The sequence below is a fragment of the Streptomyces sp. NPDC059994 genome (assembly GCF_042737755.1).
In the GTDB taxonomy this organism is placed as follows: Bacteria; Actinomycetota; Actinomycetes; order Streptomycetales; family Streptomycetaceae; genus Streptomyces.
In genome coordinates this window covers 20,869-35,846 of the sequence record NZ_JBHWUR010000076.1, presented here as the reverse complement: position 1 = coordinate 35,846, position 14,978 = coordinate 20,869, and the positions used below count along the sequence as shown (strand labels likewise).

General features: G+C 70.1%; 11 protein-coding genes and 1 other RNA gene. 9 read left to right on the top strand and 3 right to left on the bottom strand.

Translation table 11 applies throughout. The features are described 5' to 3' along the window. Window positions 1-54: 54 nt before the first annotated feature. A complete protein-coding gene (locus tag ACFWA7_RS28975; RefSeq protein WP_385541897.1) occupies window positions 55-246 on the bottom strand; it encodes a hypothetical protein in 192 nt (63 codons plus the stop codon). 269 nt (window positions 247-515) lie between these two features. On the opposite strand from ACFWA7_RS28975, the gene ftsE reads away from it, so the two are divergent. The 5 genes from ftsE (at window position 516) to ssrA (ending at window position 4,402) form a co-directional block, all read left to right on the top strand. Then, window positions 516-1,205: a cell division ATP-binding protein FtsE gene (gene ftsE, locus ACFWA7_RS28970; protein ID WP_361381581.1), complete on the top strand. Its 690-nt coding sequence runs from the start codon at window positions 516-518 to the stop codon at window positions 1,203-1,205. A 49-nt stretch (window positions 1,206-1,254) separates the two neighbouring features. Beyond that, the gene (ftsX, locus tag ACFWA7_RS28965; RefSeq protein ID WP_371653003.1) at window positions 1,255-2,172 is read left to right on the top strand and encodes a permease-like cell division protein FtsX; all 918 of its coding nucleotides are present in this window, start codon (window positions 1,255-1,257) and stop codon (window positions 2,170-2,172) included. 89 nt (window positions 2,173-2,261) lie between these two features. Further along, window positions 2,262-3,434, top strand: coding sequence for a S41 family peptidase (locus tag ACFWA7_RS28960; RefSeq protein WP_385825989.1), 1,173 nt, complete (start codon window positions 2,262-2,264; stop codon window positions 3,432-3,434). 18 nt (window positions 3,435-3,452) lie between these two features. Continuing rightward, window positions 3,453-3,950, top strand: coding sequence for an SsrA-binding protein SmpB (gene smpB, locus ACFWA7_RS28955; RefSeq protein WP_385541892.1), 498 nt, complete (start codon window positions 3,453-3,455; stop codon window positions 3,948-3,950). A gap of 82 nt (window positions 3,951-4,032) precedes the next feature. Next, window positions 4,033-4,402, top strand: a transfer-messenger RNA (tmRNA) gene (gene ssrA, locus ACFWA7_RS28950). Window positions 4,403-4,462: 60 nt separating this feature from the next. Here the strand turns inward: ssrA and ACFWA7_RS28945 are convergent. Beyond that, window positions 4,463-5,740, bottom strand: coding sequence for an MFS transporter (locus tag ACFWA7_RS28945; RefSeq protein ID WP_385825987.1), 1,278 nt, complete (start codon window positions 5,738-5,740; stop codon window positions 4,463-4,465). A 127-nt stretch (window positions 5,741-5,867) separates the two neighbouring features. On the opposite strand from ACFWA7_RS28945, the gene ACFWA7_RS28940 reads away from it, so the two are divergent. The 4 genes from ACFWA7_RS28940 (at window position 5,868) to ACFWA7_RS28925 (ending at window position 11,227) form a co-directional block, all read left to right on the top strand. Beyond that, window positions 5,868-6,827, top strand: a complete 960-nt coding sequence (locus tag ACFWA7_RS28940) for a LysR family transcriptional regulator (protein WP_385541888.1) — start codon at window positions 5,868-5,870, stop codon at window positions 6,825-6,827. Between the two features lie 283 nt (window positions 6,828-7,110). Beyond that, window positions 7,111-7,749 carry a hypothetical protein gene (locus ACFWA7_RS28935; protein WP_385825985.1) on the top strand — a complete coding sequence of 213 codons (639 nt, stop codon included), beginning with the start codon at window positions 7,111-7,113 and terminating at the stop codon, window positions 7,747-7,749. A gap of 74 nt (window positions 7,750-7,823) precedes the next feature. Further along, window positions 7,824-9,953, top strand: a complete 2,130-nt coding sequence (locus tag ACFWA7_RS28930) for a bifunctional polysaccharide deacetylase/glycosyltransferase family 2 protein (RefSeq protein ID WP_385541901.1) — start codon at window positions 7,824-7,826, stop codon at window positions 9,951-9,953. Further along, window positions 9,950-11,227, top strand: coding sequence for an acyltransferase (locus ACFWA7_RS28925; protein WP_385825983.1), 1,278 nt, complete (start codon window positions 9,950-9,952; stop codon window positions 11,225-11,227). Before ACFWA7_RS28930 ends, ACFWA7_RS28925 begins: the two co-directional genes overlap by 4 nt. Before the next feature lie 56 nt (window positions 11,228-11,283). Here the strand turns inward: ACFWA7_RS28925 and ACFWA7_RS28920 are convergent, their stop codons facing one another. Further along, on the bottom strand, window positions 11,284-14,754 hold the full coding sequence (locus ACFWA7_RS28920) for an FG-GAP-like repeat-containing protein (RefSeq protein WP_385825981.1): 3,471 nt from the start codon (window positions 14,752-14,754) through the stop codon (window positions 11,284-11,286). Window positions 14,755-14,978: the final 224 nt, after the last annotated feature.

Genomic DNA, 14,978 nt, shown 5'->3' with positions numbered 1-14,978 from the left:
GCGGGGGGCCGGGGGGGCCCCCCCCCCCCGGGCCCCCACGTTCGTATGACGTCGTTACACGGTCTGGTGGGCCAGCAGGGCCACCGCGGCCACGAGCACCACGAGCAGCGTCACCAGCGCCGCCGGGCTCAGACCGCCCCAGGGGCCTTCCTGCTCCAGCCGCGCGCGGTTGGCCCGGCAGACGGGGCAGCGGCCCTCGCTGACCGGCGCCGCGCAGTTCGCGCACACCAATCGGTCATAGGTCATGCGCTTTCCTCCTCCCGCGCGGCGGAGCCGCCGTATGCACCTACTGCTCCGCACAACGCTCAGGGAAACGCAACCGTTCCCACTACCACTGTGCCAGCTCCCGCGCGTTTCGGCGCGCCCCGCCGGATTCTGCCCCCGTGAGGGGGCCCATGGGCCGCCGTCAACGGGACATAAGACGCATCCCCGGAACATCCGCGGGCGGTGCCTGCGCGGCCCAGGCCGGTTCGCGTAGTGTCACGCACACCTATTCCCGGCGACCGTGGTGCACCGTGATCCGATTCGACAACGTCTCCAAGACATATCCCAAGCAGAGCCATCCCGCTCTGCGGGACGTCTCCCTCGACATCGAGAAGGGTGAGTTCGTCTTCCTCGTCGGTTCGTCCGGCTCCGGGAAGTCGACCTTCCTCCGGCTCGTCCTGCGCGAGGAGCGTGCCAGCCAAGGGCAGGTGCACGTGCTCGGCAAGGACCTGGCCCGGCTCTCCAACTGGAAGGTGCCGCACATGCGGCGCCAGCTCGGGACCGTCTTCCAGGACTTCCGGCTGCTCCCCAACAAGACCGTGGCCGAGAACGTCGCCTTCGCCCAGGAGGTCATCGGCAAGCCGCGCGGGGAGATCAGGAAGGCCGTGCCCCAGGTGCTCGACCTCGTCGGGCTCGGTGGCAAGGAGGACCGCCGTCCGGGCGAGCTCTCCGGCGGTGAGCAGCAGCGCGTCGCCATCGCGCGGGCCTTCGTCAACCGGCCGATGCTGCTGATCGCGGACGAGCCGACCGGCAACCTGGACCCGCAGACCTCCGTGGGCATCATGAAGCTCCTGGACCGGATCAACCGGACCGGCACCACCGTGATCATGGCGACCCACGACCAGAACATCGTCGACCAGATGCGCAAGCGTGTTATCGAGCTCGAAAAGGGCCGTCTCGTACGTGACCAGGCGCGCGGCGTCTACGGCTACCAGCATTGATGCGCTGAGCATCGAGCCCGTTCAGCACGGAAAGGCTTAACCAGTCGCCATGCGCGCGCAGTTCGTACTCTCGGAGATCGGTGTCGGTCTCCGCCGCAATCTGACCATGACGTTCGCCGTCATCGTCTCCGTGGCCCTGTCCCTGGCCCTGTTCGGCGGTTCGCTGCTGATGCGGGACCAGGTCAACAACATGAAGGGCTACTGGTACGACAAGGTCAACGTCTCGATCTTCCTCTGCAACAAGGCCGACGCCGAGTCCGTCGCCAAGTGCTCCAAGGGCGCCGTCACCGCCCAGCAGAAGAAGGACATCGAGGGTGACCTGAAGAAGCTGGACATCGTCCAGACCGTCAGCTACGAGTCGGCCGACGAGGCGTTCAAGCACTACAAGGAGCAGTTCGGCGACTCGCCGATGGCCGGTTCGATCACGCCGGACCAGATGCAGGAGTCGTTCCGGGTCAAGCTCAAGGACCCGGAGAAGTTCAAGGTGGTCGCCACCGCCTTCGCCGGGCGCGACGGCGTGCAGTCCGTACAGGACCAGAAGGGCATCCTGGAGAACCTGTTCAGCCTGCTCGGCGGCATGAACGTGGCCGCCGTGCTGGTCATGGCGGTGATGCTGGTCGTGGCGCTGATGCTGATCGTCAACACGGTCCGCGTCTCCGCGTTCAGCAGACGGCGCGAGACCGGCATCATGCGCCTGGTGGGTGCTTCGAGCTTCTACATCCAGGCGCCGTTCATCATGGAGGCCGCCTTCGCCGGCGTCCTCGGCGGCATCGCCGCCTCCGGGATGCTGATCGTCGGCCGCTACTTCATGATCGACCACGGCCTGGACCTGTCGCACAAGCTGAATCTGATCAACTTCATCGGCTGGGACGCGGTCCTCGCCAAGCTGCCGCTGGTGCTCGCGGCGAGCGTGCTGATGCCCGCCCTCGCCGCGTTCTTCGCGCTGCGCAAGTACCTGAAGGTGTGACGCAGGCGCTTCAGCGTGTGAGATGTGCCCCGGGCGCCGTAGGAGCAACAGCCCCTGCGGCGCCCTCGCGTTGTCCTAGACTCGACGCCATGTCAGGTCCGGACGGCTGTCCCAGGTCCCGCGGAGTGCGCCGCGGGGCGGCTCTGACATTGGTCTTCGTCTCGGTCCTGGCGGCCGCCGCGGTGACCGGTTCGCTGCCGCAGGCCGAGGAGGACCGCGCCCCGCTGCACGTGCTGCCCGCCTCCGCCACCGGGCCCCGCGACCGGGGCGCCGACGTGGCCCGGGCCGCCGCCGAGGCGGTGGCCGACGGCAAGTCGGTGACGGAGGCGGCCGCCGAGGCCGTCAGCCGCAGCGGCGACCGGTGGGGCGCGGTCTACGACCCGAGCGCGTACGAGCAGTTCGAGGACGCCCTCGACGGCCGGTACACGGGCGTCGGCCTCTGGGCCCGGCGCACCGCCGGCGGCCGCGTCGAGGTGACCCGCCTCCAGCCCGGCGGCCCGGCCGCACGCGCCGGGATCAGGGCGGGCGACCGGCTCCGTACGATCGACGGCCGCGCGCTCGACACCCTGGCGGTCACCGAGGTCGTCGCCCTGCTGCGCGGCGACGGGGCCACCCCGGGCAGCCGGGTCGTCCTGGGCCTGGACCGGGCCGGGCGGACCTGGAGCGAGTCGCTGCGGCGGGCCGAGCTCACCATGGAGTCCGTGACGGTGAGCGCGCTGTCGGGCGGCGAGGTGATGATCAAGGTGGCGGCCTTCACCAAGGGCTCCGGCGAGCGGGTACGGACAGCGGTCCGCGCGGCCCCCGGCGGCGCCGGGGTCCTGCTCGACCTGCGGGGCAACACCGGCGGCCTGGTCACCGAGGCCACCTCCGCCGCCTCCGCCTTCCTCGACGGCGGCCTGGTCGCCACGTACGACGTGCACGGCCGCCAGCGCGCGCTGTACGCGAACCGGGGCGGCGACACCGCACGGCCGGTGGTGGTCCTGGTCGACAGCGGCACCATGAGCGCGGCCGAGCTGCTGACCGGGGCCCTGCAGGACCGGGGCCGGGCCGTCACGGTGGGCTCGCGCACCTTCGGCAAGGGCTCGGTCCAGATGCCGACCAATCTGCCGGACGGCTCGGTGGCCGAGCTGACCGTCGGCCACTACCGCACCCCGGCGGGCCACGGCGTCGACGGGAAGGGCATCACTCCGGACGTACCGGTCACCGAGCGTGCCCAGGAGCGGGCCGAGGCAGTATTGAGTGGCCTCGGGGGCCGGTCGTAGTGCGAAAATGGCCGCACTATGGCTAAGGCAAAAGACAAGGACAAGGGCGACGGCCGCAAGCTCGTCGCGCAGAACAAGAAGGCACGGCACGACTACCTCATCATCGACACCTACGAGTGCGGTCTCGTGCTCACCGGTACCGAGGTGAAGTCGCTGCGCCAGGGGCGGGCGTCGCTGGTCGACGGGTTCGTGCAGATCGACGGGGGCGAGGCCTGGCTGCACAACGTCCACGTGCCGGAGTACGCGCAGGGCACCTGGACCAACCACAGCGCGCGGCGCAAGCGCAAGCTGCTGCTGCACCGCGCCGAGATCGACAAGCTGGAGTCGAAGTCGCAGGAGACGGGTCACACGATCGTGCCCCTGGTCATGTACTTCAAGGACGGCCGGGCGAAGATCGAGATCGCGCTGGCGAAGGGCAAGAAGGAGTACGACAAGCGCCAGACGCTGCGGGAGAAGCAGGACACCCGTGAGACGAATCGGGCGATCTCGGCGGCCCGCCGCCGCCAGCGGGCGTAATGTCCTGGCGAGCCGCGGTCCGCGTCGCGTACCATGGCTTCAGCACCGCCCCCCGGGGTGGAGCACATTGTTAACAAAACATGGGGATGATCGGTTTCGACAGCGGATGTCGAAGCAGGGGAAGCGTGTCGAGGAAGCGGCAATGATCTCGTTAACCATATGTCGCAACCTATAATCGCCAACACCAAGCGCGATTCCTTCGCCCTCGCTGCCTAAGTAGCGACTTGCGAAGTGTCAGCCCGGGGGTGATCCCGACCCGGATCCTGGCATCATCAAGGGATCTAAACTTCTGAGCCCGGTCACGGGGCCCAGAAGGAAATCAAACAGTGACTGAGCCCGTCGGAGACTTGTTCGCGTGATCTCCGGGGCTGAGAAAAGCGCAGCGAACTGCACACGGAGAAGCCCTGATTCTGCACCGTTGGACGCGGGTTCGATTCCCGCCATCTCCACAATTCCCATGTTTGACGAAGGCCCGGCCGCTATCGCAGCGACCGGGCCTTCGTCGTACGCCCTCACGCGCGCCGCGCCGGGCCCGCCGCGCACGCCACCAGCGCGAGGCCCGCCGCGCAGACCGGGGCGAGGTAGGCCGTCGGGCCGGTCGTGTGGTCGGTGAGCCAGCCGCCCGTGGCCGAGCCGGCCGCGATGCCGCCCAGGATCGCGGTGACCGCGAGCGTCATCCCCTCGTTGAGGCGGCCCTCGGGCGTGAGGCGCTGGACCAGGGTCATCCCGGTGACCATGGTCGGCGCGGTCGCCGCGCCCGCGAGCAGCAGGGCGGCGGCCAGGACCACCAGCGAACCGGTACGCGCCGCCAGCAGCGGAAGGCACATCAGGGCCGTCATCGCGCCGACGCACACGAGGAGCCGCCGGGAGACGGAACGCGCGGGCCGCACCGAGCCGTACACCAGGCCCGCCGCACCCGACCCGGCCGCCTGGAGGGCGAGGACCGCGCCGCCCGACGGGCCGTGGCCGAGCCCGGACGCGTACGCCAGGGTCACCACCTCCATCGAGCCGAACACCGCGCCCGTGGCGAGGAAGACGGCGAGCAGCGGGGCGAGGCCGGGGGAGCGCAGGGGGGAGCGGGCGGTGGTGCGCGGGGCCACCGGCGGTTCCGTGGAGCGCTGGGCCGAGAAGATCAGCACGCCCGTCATCAGGAGCACCGCGCTCATCAGCGTGCCCGCCTCCGGGAACAGGGCCGTGCACAGGAACGCGGCGGCCACCGGGCCGAGCGTGAAGCACAGTTCGTCCACGGCCTGCTCGAAGGAGTTGGCGGTGTGCAGGGCCGCCGGGTCGCCCCGGTGGACGTGCGCCCAGCGCGCCCTCGACATCCCGCCGGTGTTCGGGGTGGTGGCGGTCGCGGCGTACGCGGCGAACAGCGTCCAGTCGGGCGCGCCGAGGCGTACGCAGAGCAGCAGCGCCAGTGAGCCGAGCACCGCGATCGCGGTGGCGGGCACGGCGACCCGGGCCTGGCCGTGGCGGTCGACCAGGCGGGCCGTCCAGGGGGCGACCAGCGCGGTCGCGGCGAGGCCGGTGGCGGTGACGGCGCCGGCGAGGGCGTACGAGCCGCGCGACCCGGCAATCATGATCACGCCGCTCACGCTGAACATGCCCATGGGGAGCCGGGCGATGAGGTTGCCCAGGGTGAAGGCGCGGGCGCCGGGGACGGCGAAGAGGCGGCGGTAGGGGGCGGTCCGTGCGGCCTTCTCGCGGGCCTTGCGGCGGGGCTCGCGCTCGTACGGAACGGGCCCGGCGAGCACCAGGGTCGAACCCGAGACGGTCATCAGTTGCGGCATGCACCGAGCTTCGCCCGGGTGGGGCACGGGCGTCCAACACCTGATCAGAGGCCATTCACGCACTTCCGTTGTCAGTGGCCCGAGGAAGGTCTTCTGCTGTTGGCGTCCGTGCGGTTGACTGCCGTCCGTGACCCAGGACATCGACCCCCGGCTGCTGCGCGCGTTCACCGCCGTCGCCGACGAACTGCACTTCACCCGGGCCGCCGCCCGGCTCTTCGTCGCCCAGCAGGCGCTCAGCCGGGACGTGCGGCGGCTCGAACGCGAACTGGGCGCCGAGCTGTTCGTGCGGACCACGCGCGCGGTGGAGCTCACCGCCGACGGCCGGCGGCTGCTGCCGTACGCGCGCCGGGTGCTCGCCGCGCACGACGAGCTCCGGACGGGATGGGCGGCCGAGGCCCGCCCGCTGCTCGTCGACGTCAGCGCCTCGGTCGGCACCGGCCACCGGGTGCTGGTGCGGGCCCGCGAGGCGGCGGCCGGGCAGGAGTTCGTGGCGCGCTATCTGAGCGGGCTCACCGGGGCCGCCGCCGAGATCCTGGCCGGGCGCCTCGACATCTCCTTCGGCCGGGTCGCCGGGCTCGACCCCTCGGTGCTCGCGGGCCTCTCGCACCAGCCCGTGCGGTACGAGCGGATGGCGGTACTGCTCCCCGACGGGCACCGGCTCGCGCATCTGGAGGAGGTGCCGGTGGACGCGCTCGCGGGCGAGACGCTGTACGCCGGGGCGGGTAATCCGGCCACCGCCGAGTGGACGGATCTGGCCGCGCGGCTCTTCGCGGGGCGGGGCGCGGAACTGGCCGCGCCCTTCCCGGAGATCTCCGGGCAGGAGGAGTTCGCCCGGGTGGTGCTGGGGCGCGGCTGGTCGGTCCTGGCCAGCACGGACTTCATGGAAATACCCGGGATGGTGCTGCGGCCGCTGACCGGGCCCGTACCGCTGTCACCGGTTTCGCTGGTGTGGCGCAAGGGGCTGCACCACCCTGGCCTGGAGGTTCTCAGGGAGGTCGCCCGGCGGATGGGAAGGGCAGCCGGATGGCTCGAACTGCCCCCTGATTGCTGGCTTCCGGAAGGGGATCTGTCCCTCATGTCCCGCTGATGCCACTCTGGTGTTCCAGTTGAGGAACAACACTCGGCGCGTGAACGTGGCTCACAGCAGCGTGCGCTACATTCATTCCCCGGGTGCGGTGTGGTAGTGGGGGTGCGTGGAACGGGTGGGGACCCGGTCCGGAACGCAGTGCCCGCTAGAGGAGTGCGCGCAACCCGCGAATCATCCAGTGGGGAAGTGCGTACGCAAAGTGGACAACTGGCGAAAAGGTGCCCCTCAGGGGCGACCCCTGAACCCGTTCGAGGAGCCCCGTAGGCCTCTCGACGACTTCACGATGGAACTGAACGTCGCCGGACGCCTGCCGGGCAACCCCCAGGCACAGGGCCGGACTCAGGACCAGACGCAGGCCCGGACCCAGGTCCAGGCCCGCTTCCCGGCTCAGGACCTGGCGCAGGCGCCGGTCCCCGCCGGTGACCCCGACGGCCCCGTCTTCGTGGACGAGAGCGGCCGCCGCGGCAAGAACCTGCGCCGGCTCGGCTGGGTCTTCGGGCTGGCATGCACCTGCTACGCGGTGATGCTCGTCGGCAGTCTGCTCGGCGGCAGCTCCCGCGCGCCCTGGCTCGGCATACCCGGCCCCGCCGCCAAGGAGAAGACGACGGAGACGGTCCAGGTCACACCGGCCCCCACCGACTCCCGCCCCACCCACCCGGGCACCAGGCCCGGCGTCCCCGCCAAGAGCAGGACGCACCCCCCGGCCACCGGCTCCGCACGAGCCAAGGCCTCCGGCACCCCCAAGCCGGGCAGGACGAAGAACTCCGGCAAGCCCACCGGCGCCTCCCCGCATCCCGGCACCTCGCAGAGCGCGAAGCCGGCCGGCGGCCACTCGGCGAGCCCCGGCCTCCCCACCGGCACGTCCGGCAGCCCGACGGGCCTGTCGACGAAGCCGACTCCGCCCTCTGGAGCCAGCACGTGAAAGCCCCTCGCCGTACGACCCGTCGTACGACTTCCGCCACAACCCCTCGTACGCGCAGACGCCGCAGCCTGCCGATGCGCTATCTGCTGCCCCTGCTCTTCCTCGTCGCCCTCTTCGCGATGCTGATGCTGCGCGGGTACGTCCACAACGAGATAGCCGCCGACCACCGCATCCGCCCGGACGCGTCCACCGACACGGTGCCCGAGCGCATCCTGGACGGCGGACCGGTCATCGACGCGCGGGGCACGGGCAAGCCCACCAGCCTCGACATCCCCAAGCACAAACTGGTGCTCACCTTCGACGACGGCCCGGACCCCACCTGGACCCCGAAGGTGCTCGACCAGCTGAGGAAGTACCACGCGCACGGCGTCTTCTTCGTCACCGGCGCCAACGCCGCCCGCTACCCCGATCTGGTCAGGCGGATGGTCGACGAGGGCCACGAGGTCGGCCTGCACACCTTCAACCACCCCGACCTCTCCTACCAGTCGCACGCCCGCATCGACTGGGAGCTCGCGCAGAACCAGCTGGCCCTCGAAGGCGCCGCCGGCATCCGCACCTCCCTCTTCCGGCCGCCGTACTCGTCGTTCGCGGACGCGATCGACGACCAGAACTGGCCGGTGATCAAGTACGTGGGAAGCCGCGGGTACATCACCGCGCTCGACTCCACGGACAGTGAGGACTGGCAGCGCCCCGGCATCAAGACGATCATCAAGAACGCCACGCCCAAGCACGGCAGGGGCGCCATCGTCCTGATGCACGACTCCGGCGGCGACCGCTCGCAGACCGTGGCCGCGCTCGACACCTTCCTGCCCCAGCTCCAGGGCAAGGGCTACACGTTCGTGAATCTGACCGAGGCTCTGAACGCGCCGAGCGCGCACACCCCGGTCACCGGCATCGACCTGTGGAAGGGCAAGGCGTTCGTCTTCGCCGTCCAGGTATCCGAGAACACCACCGACGTCCTGGTGGGCGGGCTCGCCGTGATCGGCGTGCTGGTCTTCGCCCGGTTCGGCCTGATGCTGATCCTGTCGTTCCTGCACGCGCGCAAGGTGCGGGCGCGCGGGTTCCGCTGGGGCCCCGAGGTCACCGAGCCGGTCTCGGTGATCGTCCCCGCGTACAACGAGCGCGAGTGCATCGCCAACACCGTGCGCTCACTGATGGCCAGCGACCATCCCATCGAGGTGATCGTCGTCGACGACGGCTCCACCGACGGCACCGCGGAGATCGTCGAGGCGATGTGGCTGGCGAACGTCCGGGTGGTCCGCCAGGTCAACGGCGGCAAGCCGTCGGCGCTCAACAACGGCATCAGGCACGCCCGTTACGACATCGTCGTGATGATGGACGGCGACACCGTCTTCGAGCCGTCGACCGTACGCGAGCTGGTGCAGCCGTTCGGCGACCCGAAGGTCGGCGCGGTCGCGGGCAACGCCAAGGTGGGCAACCGCGACTCGCTCATCGGCGCCTGGCAGCACATCGAGTACGTCATGGGCTTCAACCTGGACCGCCGGATGTACGACGTGCTCGGCTGCATGCCGACCATCCCCGGCGCGGTCGGCGCCTTCCGCCGCACCGCCCTGGAGCGGGTCGGCGGCATCAGCGAGGACACCCTCGCCGAGGACACCGACGTCACCATGGCGATGCACCGCGACGGCTGGCGGGTCGTGTACGCGGAGAACGCGCGCGCCTGGACCGAGGCGCCGGAGTCCGTACAGCAGCTCTGGTCGCAGCGCTACCGCTGGTCGTACGGCACCATGCAGGCGATCTGGAAGCACCGCGGCGCGGTCTTCGAGCGCGGCCCGTCGGGCCGCTTCGGCCGCGTAGGCCTGCCCCTGGTCTCCCTCTTCATGGTCCTCGCCCCCCTCCTCGCCCCCCTGATCGACGTGTTCCTCCTGTACGGCCTGGTCTTCGGCCCGACGCAGAAGACCGTGGTTGCCTGGCTGGGCGTCCTGGCGATCCAGCTGGTCTGCGCGGCCTACGCGTTCCGTCTGGACCGCGAACGCCTCACCCACCTGGTGTCGCTCCCGCTCCAGCAGGTCCTCTACCGCCAGCTGATGTACGTGGTGCTCCTCCAGTCCTGGATCACCGCCCTCACCGGCGGCCGGCTGCGGTGGCAGAAGCTGCGGCGCACGGGGGTCGTGGAGGCGCCGGGGGGTATTCCGACGCAGCGCAACAGCAAGGAGAACATCGACCGGAGGCCCGTCGCATGACCACCACCGAGCCCACGGGCGCCTGGCCGCAGCCCGGACCGTACGGGACCAGCGAGCAGGGAGCCGATTCCGCCTCCGAGCAGGGAGCGGACTCCCGCTATCTGTCTCCGCCGGCGGCGGCCCTGCGCCACAAGCCCGAAGCGCCCGCGCCCGCCAAGCCCGGCCGTGACCGCTACTTCGACCTGCTCAGGGCGCTGGCCCTGTTCCGTGTCGTCCTCTATCACCTCATGGGCTGGGCCTGGCTGCCGCTGGCCTTCCCGTCCATGGGCGTCATGTTCGCGCTCGCGGGCAACCTCATGGGGCGTTCGCTCAAGCGCCCGGCCCCCCAGGTGATCCGCAGCCGGATGCGGCGCCTGCTGCCGCCGATGTGGCTGCTGGGCGCGATCGGCGTCACCGGCATGATCGCCCAGGGCTGGGGCCCCGACGCGGACGGCCACCCGGGATGGTGGTGGACCCATCTCCTCTTCTGGATCGTCCCGCTGAGCGACCCCCCGTACGCGTCCGACCTCGCCGGCGTCCACGGCTTCCTGGACGGTTCCTGGGCGGGCAACGTCGCCGAGCCGCTCTGGTACCTGCGCGCCTACCTCTGGTACGTCCTGCTTTCGCCGGTGATCCTGCGCTACCTGCGCAAGGTGCCGTGGACGACGATCCTGGCGCCGCTGGTGCTCTCGGCGGTGATGACCTTCGGCAGCTTCGACCTTCCGGAGCGGATCGACTCCGCGATCACCGACTTCTCCACCTTCGGCGCCTGCTGGGTGCTGGGCATGGCCCATCAGCAGGGCGTCCTGAGCCGCGTACCGCGGTACATCGTCCCGGCGGTGGCCCCGTTCATCCTCGGCGTCGGCCTCTGGTGGGCCATGCGGAACGACTTCGGCGGCGAGAACGAGCTGGACGGGATCCCGCTCGCCCAGGCCCTCTGGTCGTTCGGCGCCGTGCTGCTGCTCCTCCACTTCAGCCCTTCGTGGTCCGAGTGGCCGCCGCGGCTGCGCCGCTGGGACCGGCTGATCACCCTACTCAACTCGCGCGCGGTGACGGTCTACCTCTGGCACAACGTGTGCATCCTCGCCGCGGCGACGATGTGGGACCAGCTGTGGGGGGTCGGCTCCCTGGGCGAGAGCGTGCCGTGGCTCCTTGACAGCGCCTGGCCGGTGCTCGCCTTCACCTGGGTACTGATCGGCCTGTGCGTCCTGAGCTTCGGCTGGGTCGAGGACGTGGCCGCCAAGCGCAGCCCCAGACTGTGGCCGGATGGTAAGTCGCGTGTGCCCAAGGGCTGAGTGATCGAGAAAAGGCGAGGGGCCCGGACGCTGCGTCCGGGCCCCTCGTCGTGCACTCAGCCTATGGCCGGCTTCGACTGCCAGCCGCTGTTGATCTGGATCCCGGCGGTCGGCATGGTGGTCCGGCCGCCGGAGTAGAAGCGGACGGTTCCGTCGGCCTTGATCACCCAGATGTCGGGGACGCCGTCGCCGTCGGCGTCAGGCGTGCCGTAAAGGAGCCTGATGTTGCTCCGGCCCCAACTGGAGGCACCGTAGACGCCGTCGGAGCCGTTGGCGGAGCCCACGGCGCTGGCCAGCGACTTCAGATCGACACCACCGGTGGCGGCCTTCTTGCCGACGCGCAGCGCGAGTTGCCCGGCGCTGTCGCTGCGGTAGATCAGATCGGCGGTGCCGTCGCCCGTGACGTCCTGGACGGTGACGATGTCGCGGCTGCTCCAGGCGTCCGGTGACAGCTGGACCGCCTGGTCGACGGTGGCGCCGTTGTAGCCGACCAGGGCCCAGAAGGCGTCGCCGACCCGGAGGAAGAAGTCCGGTTTGCCGTCACCGGTGGCGTCCCCGGCGGAGACGATCTGGGTGATGGAGGCCGGGCTGGGCGCGTTCGACGGCAGCAGGATCTCCTGGCGCTTGTCGATGTTGACCGCGCCGTATCCGTCGCCGGGGTAGACCCAGAGCCTGCCTTCGCGGACGGCGACGAGGTCCTGGAGACCGTCACCTCCGTACACGTCACCGAGGTGCGTGATGAGCGTGTTCTTCCAGTAGCCGCTAGGGGCCGCCGTGTAGATCGGCCTGCCGTCGCCGCCGGTGGGGTCCTTGTCGGGATTGCCCCGGTAGCCGCCGGACATGGAGTAGCCGAGGCCACCGGTGCCCTTGGACAGGTCCGCCAGGGCCTGGGAGGGGTAGGTGCGCAGGTCGCCGTCGCCGCTGACCACCATCAGGTCCGGCAGCTTGTCGCCGGTGAGGTCGCCCGGGGTGTCGGCGGTGTCGCGCGGGGTCACGTAGAACAGGTATTTACGGGGTTCGGACCTGTTGTTCGCCGCATCAACAGCCCGTACGTACAGGACGATCGGGCCTGCCATGGGCGGCCTGGCTTTGGAGACGACGGTGGTCGGCGACCCGGCGGTCCGGCCGACCGAGAAGTTGTACGCGCCGCCGTTGTAGCTGTACTCGAACTTCGTGACGTCGTTCTGAGCCGTGCGGAACGTGAACGAGCCCTCTTCACCGAACTTCCTGGTGCTCCACACGGAGTCCTCGGGGTCGTTCCAGAAGCCGTTGTCGCTCTGGTCGGCATCGGGGAAGTCCGTGGAGGTGACGGTGGGCGGGCTCGGTCTCTGGTTGTCGAAGACGAACCGGCAGGGGATGTCGGCAGGGGAGTATCTGCTCGACGTGGCGCCGTACTTGTCGACGGCGATGACGCGCCACGAATATGTGGCACCGTTCTGCAGTCCGCTCGTCGAGAACGGATCGGTGTGCACCCGCGCGGAAGACGTCTGACTGCCGACGGAGACGTTCCCCTTGCTCCCCAGAAGATTGTTGTTGGTGGGGCTGGTGCCCGCTTTCCAGAGCTGGAAGCGGAGCGAGGCCAGGTTGTCGTCCCTGTCCTTGGCGCCGGCCCAGAACGTCAGTTGGGAGGCACCGACGTTGACGTACGGCGCGGTGGTGTCGCAGCTCAGATCCGGGTCGAGGTCGAGCCCGGTCGGGGGCTCGGGGCGCCGGTTGTAGGAGAGGTCGACGTACGGGTCGTTCCCGCCGTCCGCCTGGATCTTCTTCCAGGCGTACTGGGAGTCCTCCGTCGCGGCGCGCATCCCGATGGTCATGGCGTTCCAGCCCCTGGTGACCGCGCGCTGTGCCGTGCCCGTGATTTTGAAGGCCTCGTACGCATCCGGGCAGGAACTGGACTTCCAGCCGTGGGCGAAGCTGCGGCTGGCCAGCTTGTTGCCGCTGGTCATTTTCGGGGCGTTGTTCCAGGTCGTCTTGGAGTTGATCTCGCCGGTGAGGTAGATGTCCATTCGCCGCGCGTCGCACGACCAGGAGTAGGTCTCCAGGATGCGCAGCGTCGCGTCGGAGACGATGGCGTCCTTGAGGTCGGAGTCCCAGTCGATGGTGAAGAAGGAACGGGAGGTTCCCCAGGTGTCGGACTCGAAGCCCACCCGCGCCTCGTGCGTACCGCCCTTGTTGAAGTTGCGGCCGTTGTAGAAGTTGGCGTTCGGGTGCCGGTCGTAGGCCGTGGTCCAGTCGTTGGTGTGCTTCTTGACCGAAGGGTCGACGAAGACCGGATACACCGTGGAGGAGTCGTTGAGGAACTCCTGATCCGTGGTCAGGACCCAGTCGGGTCCCTGGAGATCGACGTCCGCGAGCGCACCATGGGAGGCGGGCTGCGGTCCGGCGAGGGCGGGCAGGCCGAGGGTCGCGTCCGGCCCGGTCCGGGTGGGCTCTGGCGAGGCCTCCGGAGGGATCGGCGGAGGCGTGAGGTTGGGCCGGACGACCGAAGGGTCGGGGGCGTCGTCCGTCGGCGCGGGCAGCACTTCCTTCCAGACGTCGCCCCGGTCGGTGTCGTCGCTCGCGCTGGAGGGTTCGGGCGAGGCCGTGGGTGTCTCACCGCCACTCGCCGAGCCGTCCGGTGTGTCCGTCGGAGTCGGCTCGGGCGGCGGAGGCGTGCCCGTGCCCCCGCCTCCGCTGTCGGTCCCGGCCGGAGCACCCGCGCTGTCCCACATGAGCGGAGTGGGTGACTCGGCGACGTCATCTCCGCCGCTGTCCTTCGCGGTGAGGATGCGCGTCGTGGGGTCGAGCACGAAGTTGAGGTCGGGGGAGGAGAGCCCGTACGCGAGGCGCGCCACCTGCGGATTGGCCGCGGCCTGACGGTTCTTCACCACCAGGAGCTGGGCGAAGCCGCCGTCGTCGGCCGTGAGGACCAGGTCCGCGCCGGGCAGGATCTCGGGGTAGAGCGCACGGGAGCCGTCGATGACCGGCTGGGGGATCGGGCCCGGCCAGGTCAGCACGATGTCATGGCCGCCGGTCGACAGGGTGACGAGGGCGTTGCCGGTTGCGGTGGTGGCGTTGGATGCGGCGGGTGCAAGCAGGGGGACGCGGCGGGCCCGGTCACGCGAGGCGCGCTCGGTCCTGCTGCCGGAGGCTCCGGCGGAGAACGTCATCCGCACGTTCGTCGCTTTGGGAGACCAGCCGTTGTCGACCCTGGCCAGGGTGGGGTCGATGGCTTTCCATTCGCCACCCACCTTGGCTCGGATCGGACTTGCGTGGATGCGCCGTTGGAGCATCCCGTCCGGGCGGGCCCAGGTGGTCGAATACGCGGTACGCAGCGCCGCTGCCTCCACCGCCTTTCCGGTCCGCTTCGCCTTGGCCGCAGCTCCGGCCTCGTTCAGTGGCGCGGCGTTTTCGGTGGACCGCGGCTTCTTGTGGCTGCCCCCGGAATCATTCAGGCCGATATAGGTCACGCCCGAACCCACCACAACAGCCGCTGCTATGGCGGCTGTTGCTTTGCGTCCGGGCATGCGGCGCGCTCTGCTCGTCATGCGCGAGGTTCCCTTCCCCCCTCGTGCCGGCGTCGCGACGGACCACCGACCGGGCACTTCCTGTCGTCACGCCCTGCCGCTTCTGTGCGCGAGACGTGAAGATGCGACCAGATCATTGCTCAATAGGGGAGCGTCGTCACGCCCAATCTGTCACCCCGCGCACTCGGTGACTCACCTTCGGCAGCTGTGCGGTTGCTGTGCGCGCGAAAGCCGAACCAGGTCCT

Excerpts from the sequence above, each read along its gene's own strand:
- ACFWA7_RS28960 (WP_385825989.1), top strand. The coding sequence starts at position 2,262 with ATGTCAGGTCCGGACGGCTGTCCCAGGTCCCGCGGAGTGCGCCGCGGG.
- ACFWA7_RS28935 (WP_385825985.1), top strand. The coding sequence starts at position 7,111 with ATGGAACTGAACGTCGCCGGACGCCTGCCGGGCAACCCCCAGGCACAG.
- ACFWA7_RS28975 (WP_385541897.1), bottom strand. The coding sequence starts at position 246 with ATGACCTATGACCGATTGGTGTGCGCGAACTGCGCGGCGCCGGTCAGC.
- ftsX (WP_371653003.1), top strand. The coding sequence starts at position 1,255 with ATGCGCGCGCAGTTCGTACTCTCGGAGATCGGTGTCGGTCTCCGCCGC.
- ACFWA7_RS28945 (WP_385825987.1), bottom strand. The coding sequence starts at position 5,740 with ATGCCGCAACTGATGACCGTCTCGGGTTCGACCCTGGTGCTCGCCGGG.
- smpB (WP_385541892.1), top strand. The coding sequence starts at position 3,453 with ATGGCTAAGGCAAAAGACAAGGACAAGGGCGACGGCCGCAAGCTCGTC.
- ACFWA7_RS28920 (WP_385825981.1), bottom strand. The coding sequence starts at position 14,754 with ATGACGAGCAGAGCGCGCCGCATGCCCGGACGCAAAGCAACAGCCGCC.
- ACFWA7_RS28930 (WP_385541901.1), top strand. The coding sequence starts at position 7,824 with ATGCGCTATCTGCTGCCCCTGCTCTTCCTCGTCGCCCTCTTCGCGATG.
- ACFWA7_RS28925 (WP_385825983.1), top strand. The coding sequence starts at position 9,950 with ATGACCACCACCGAGCCCACGGGCGCCTGGCCGCAGCCCGGACCGTAC.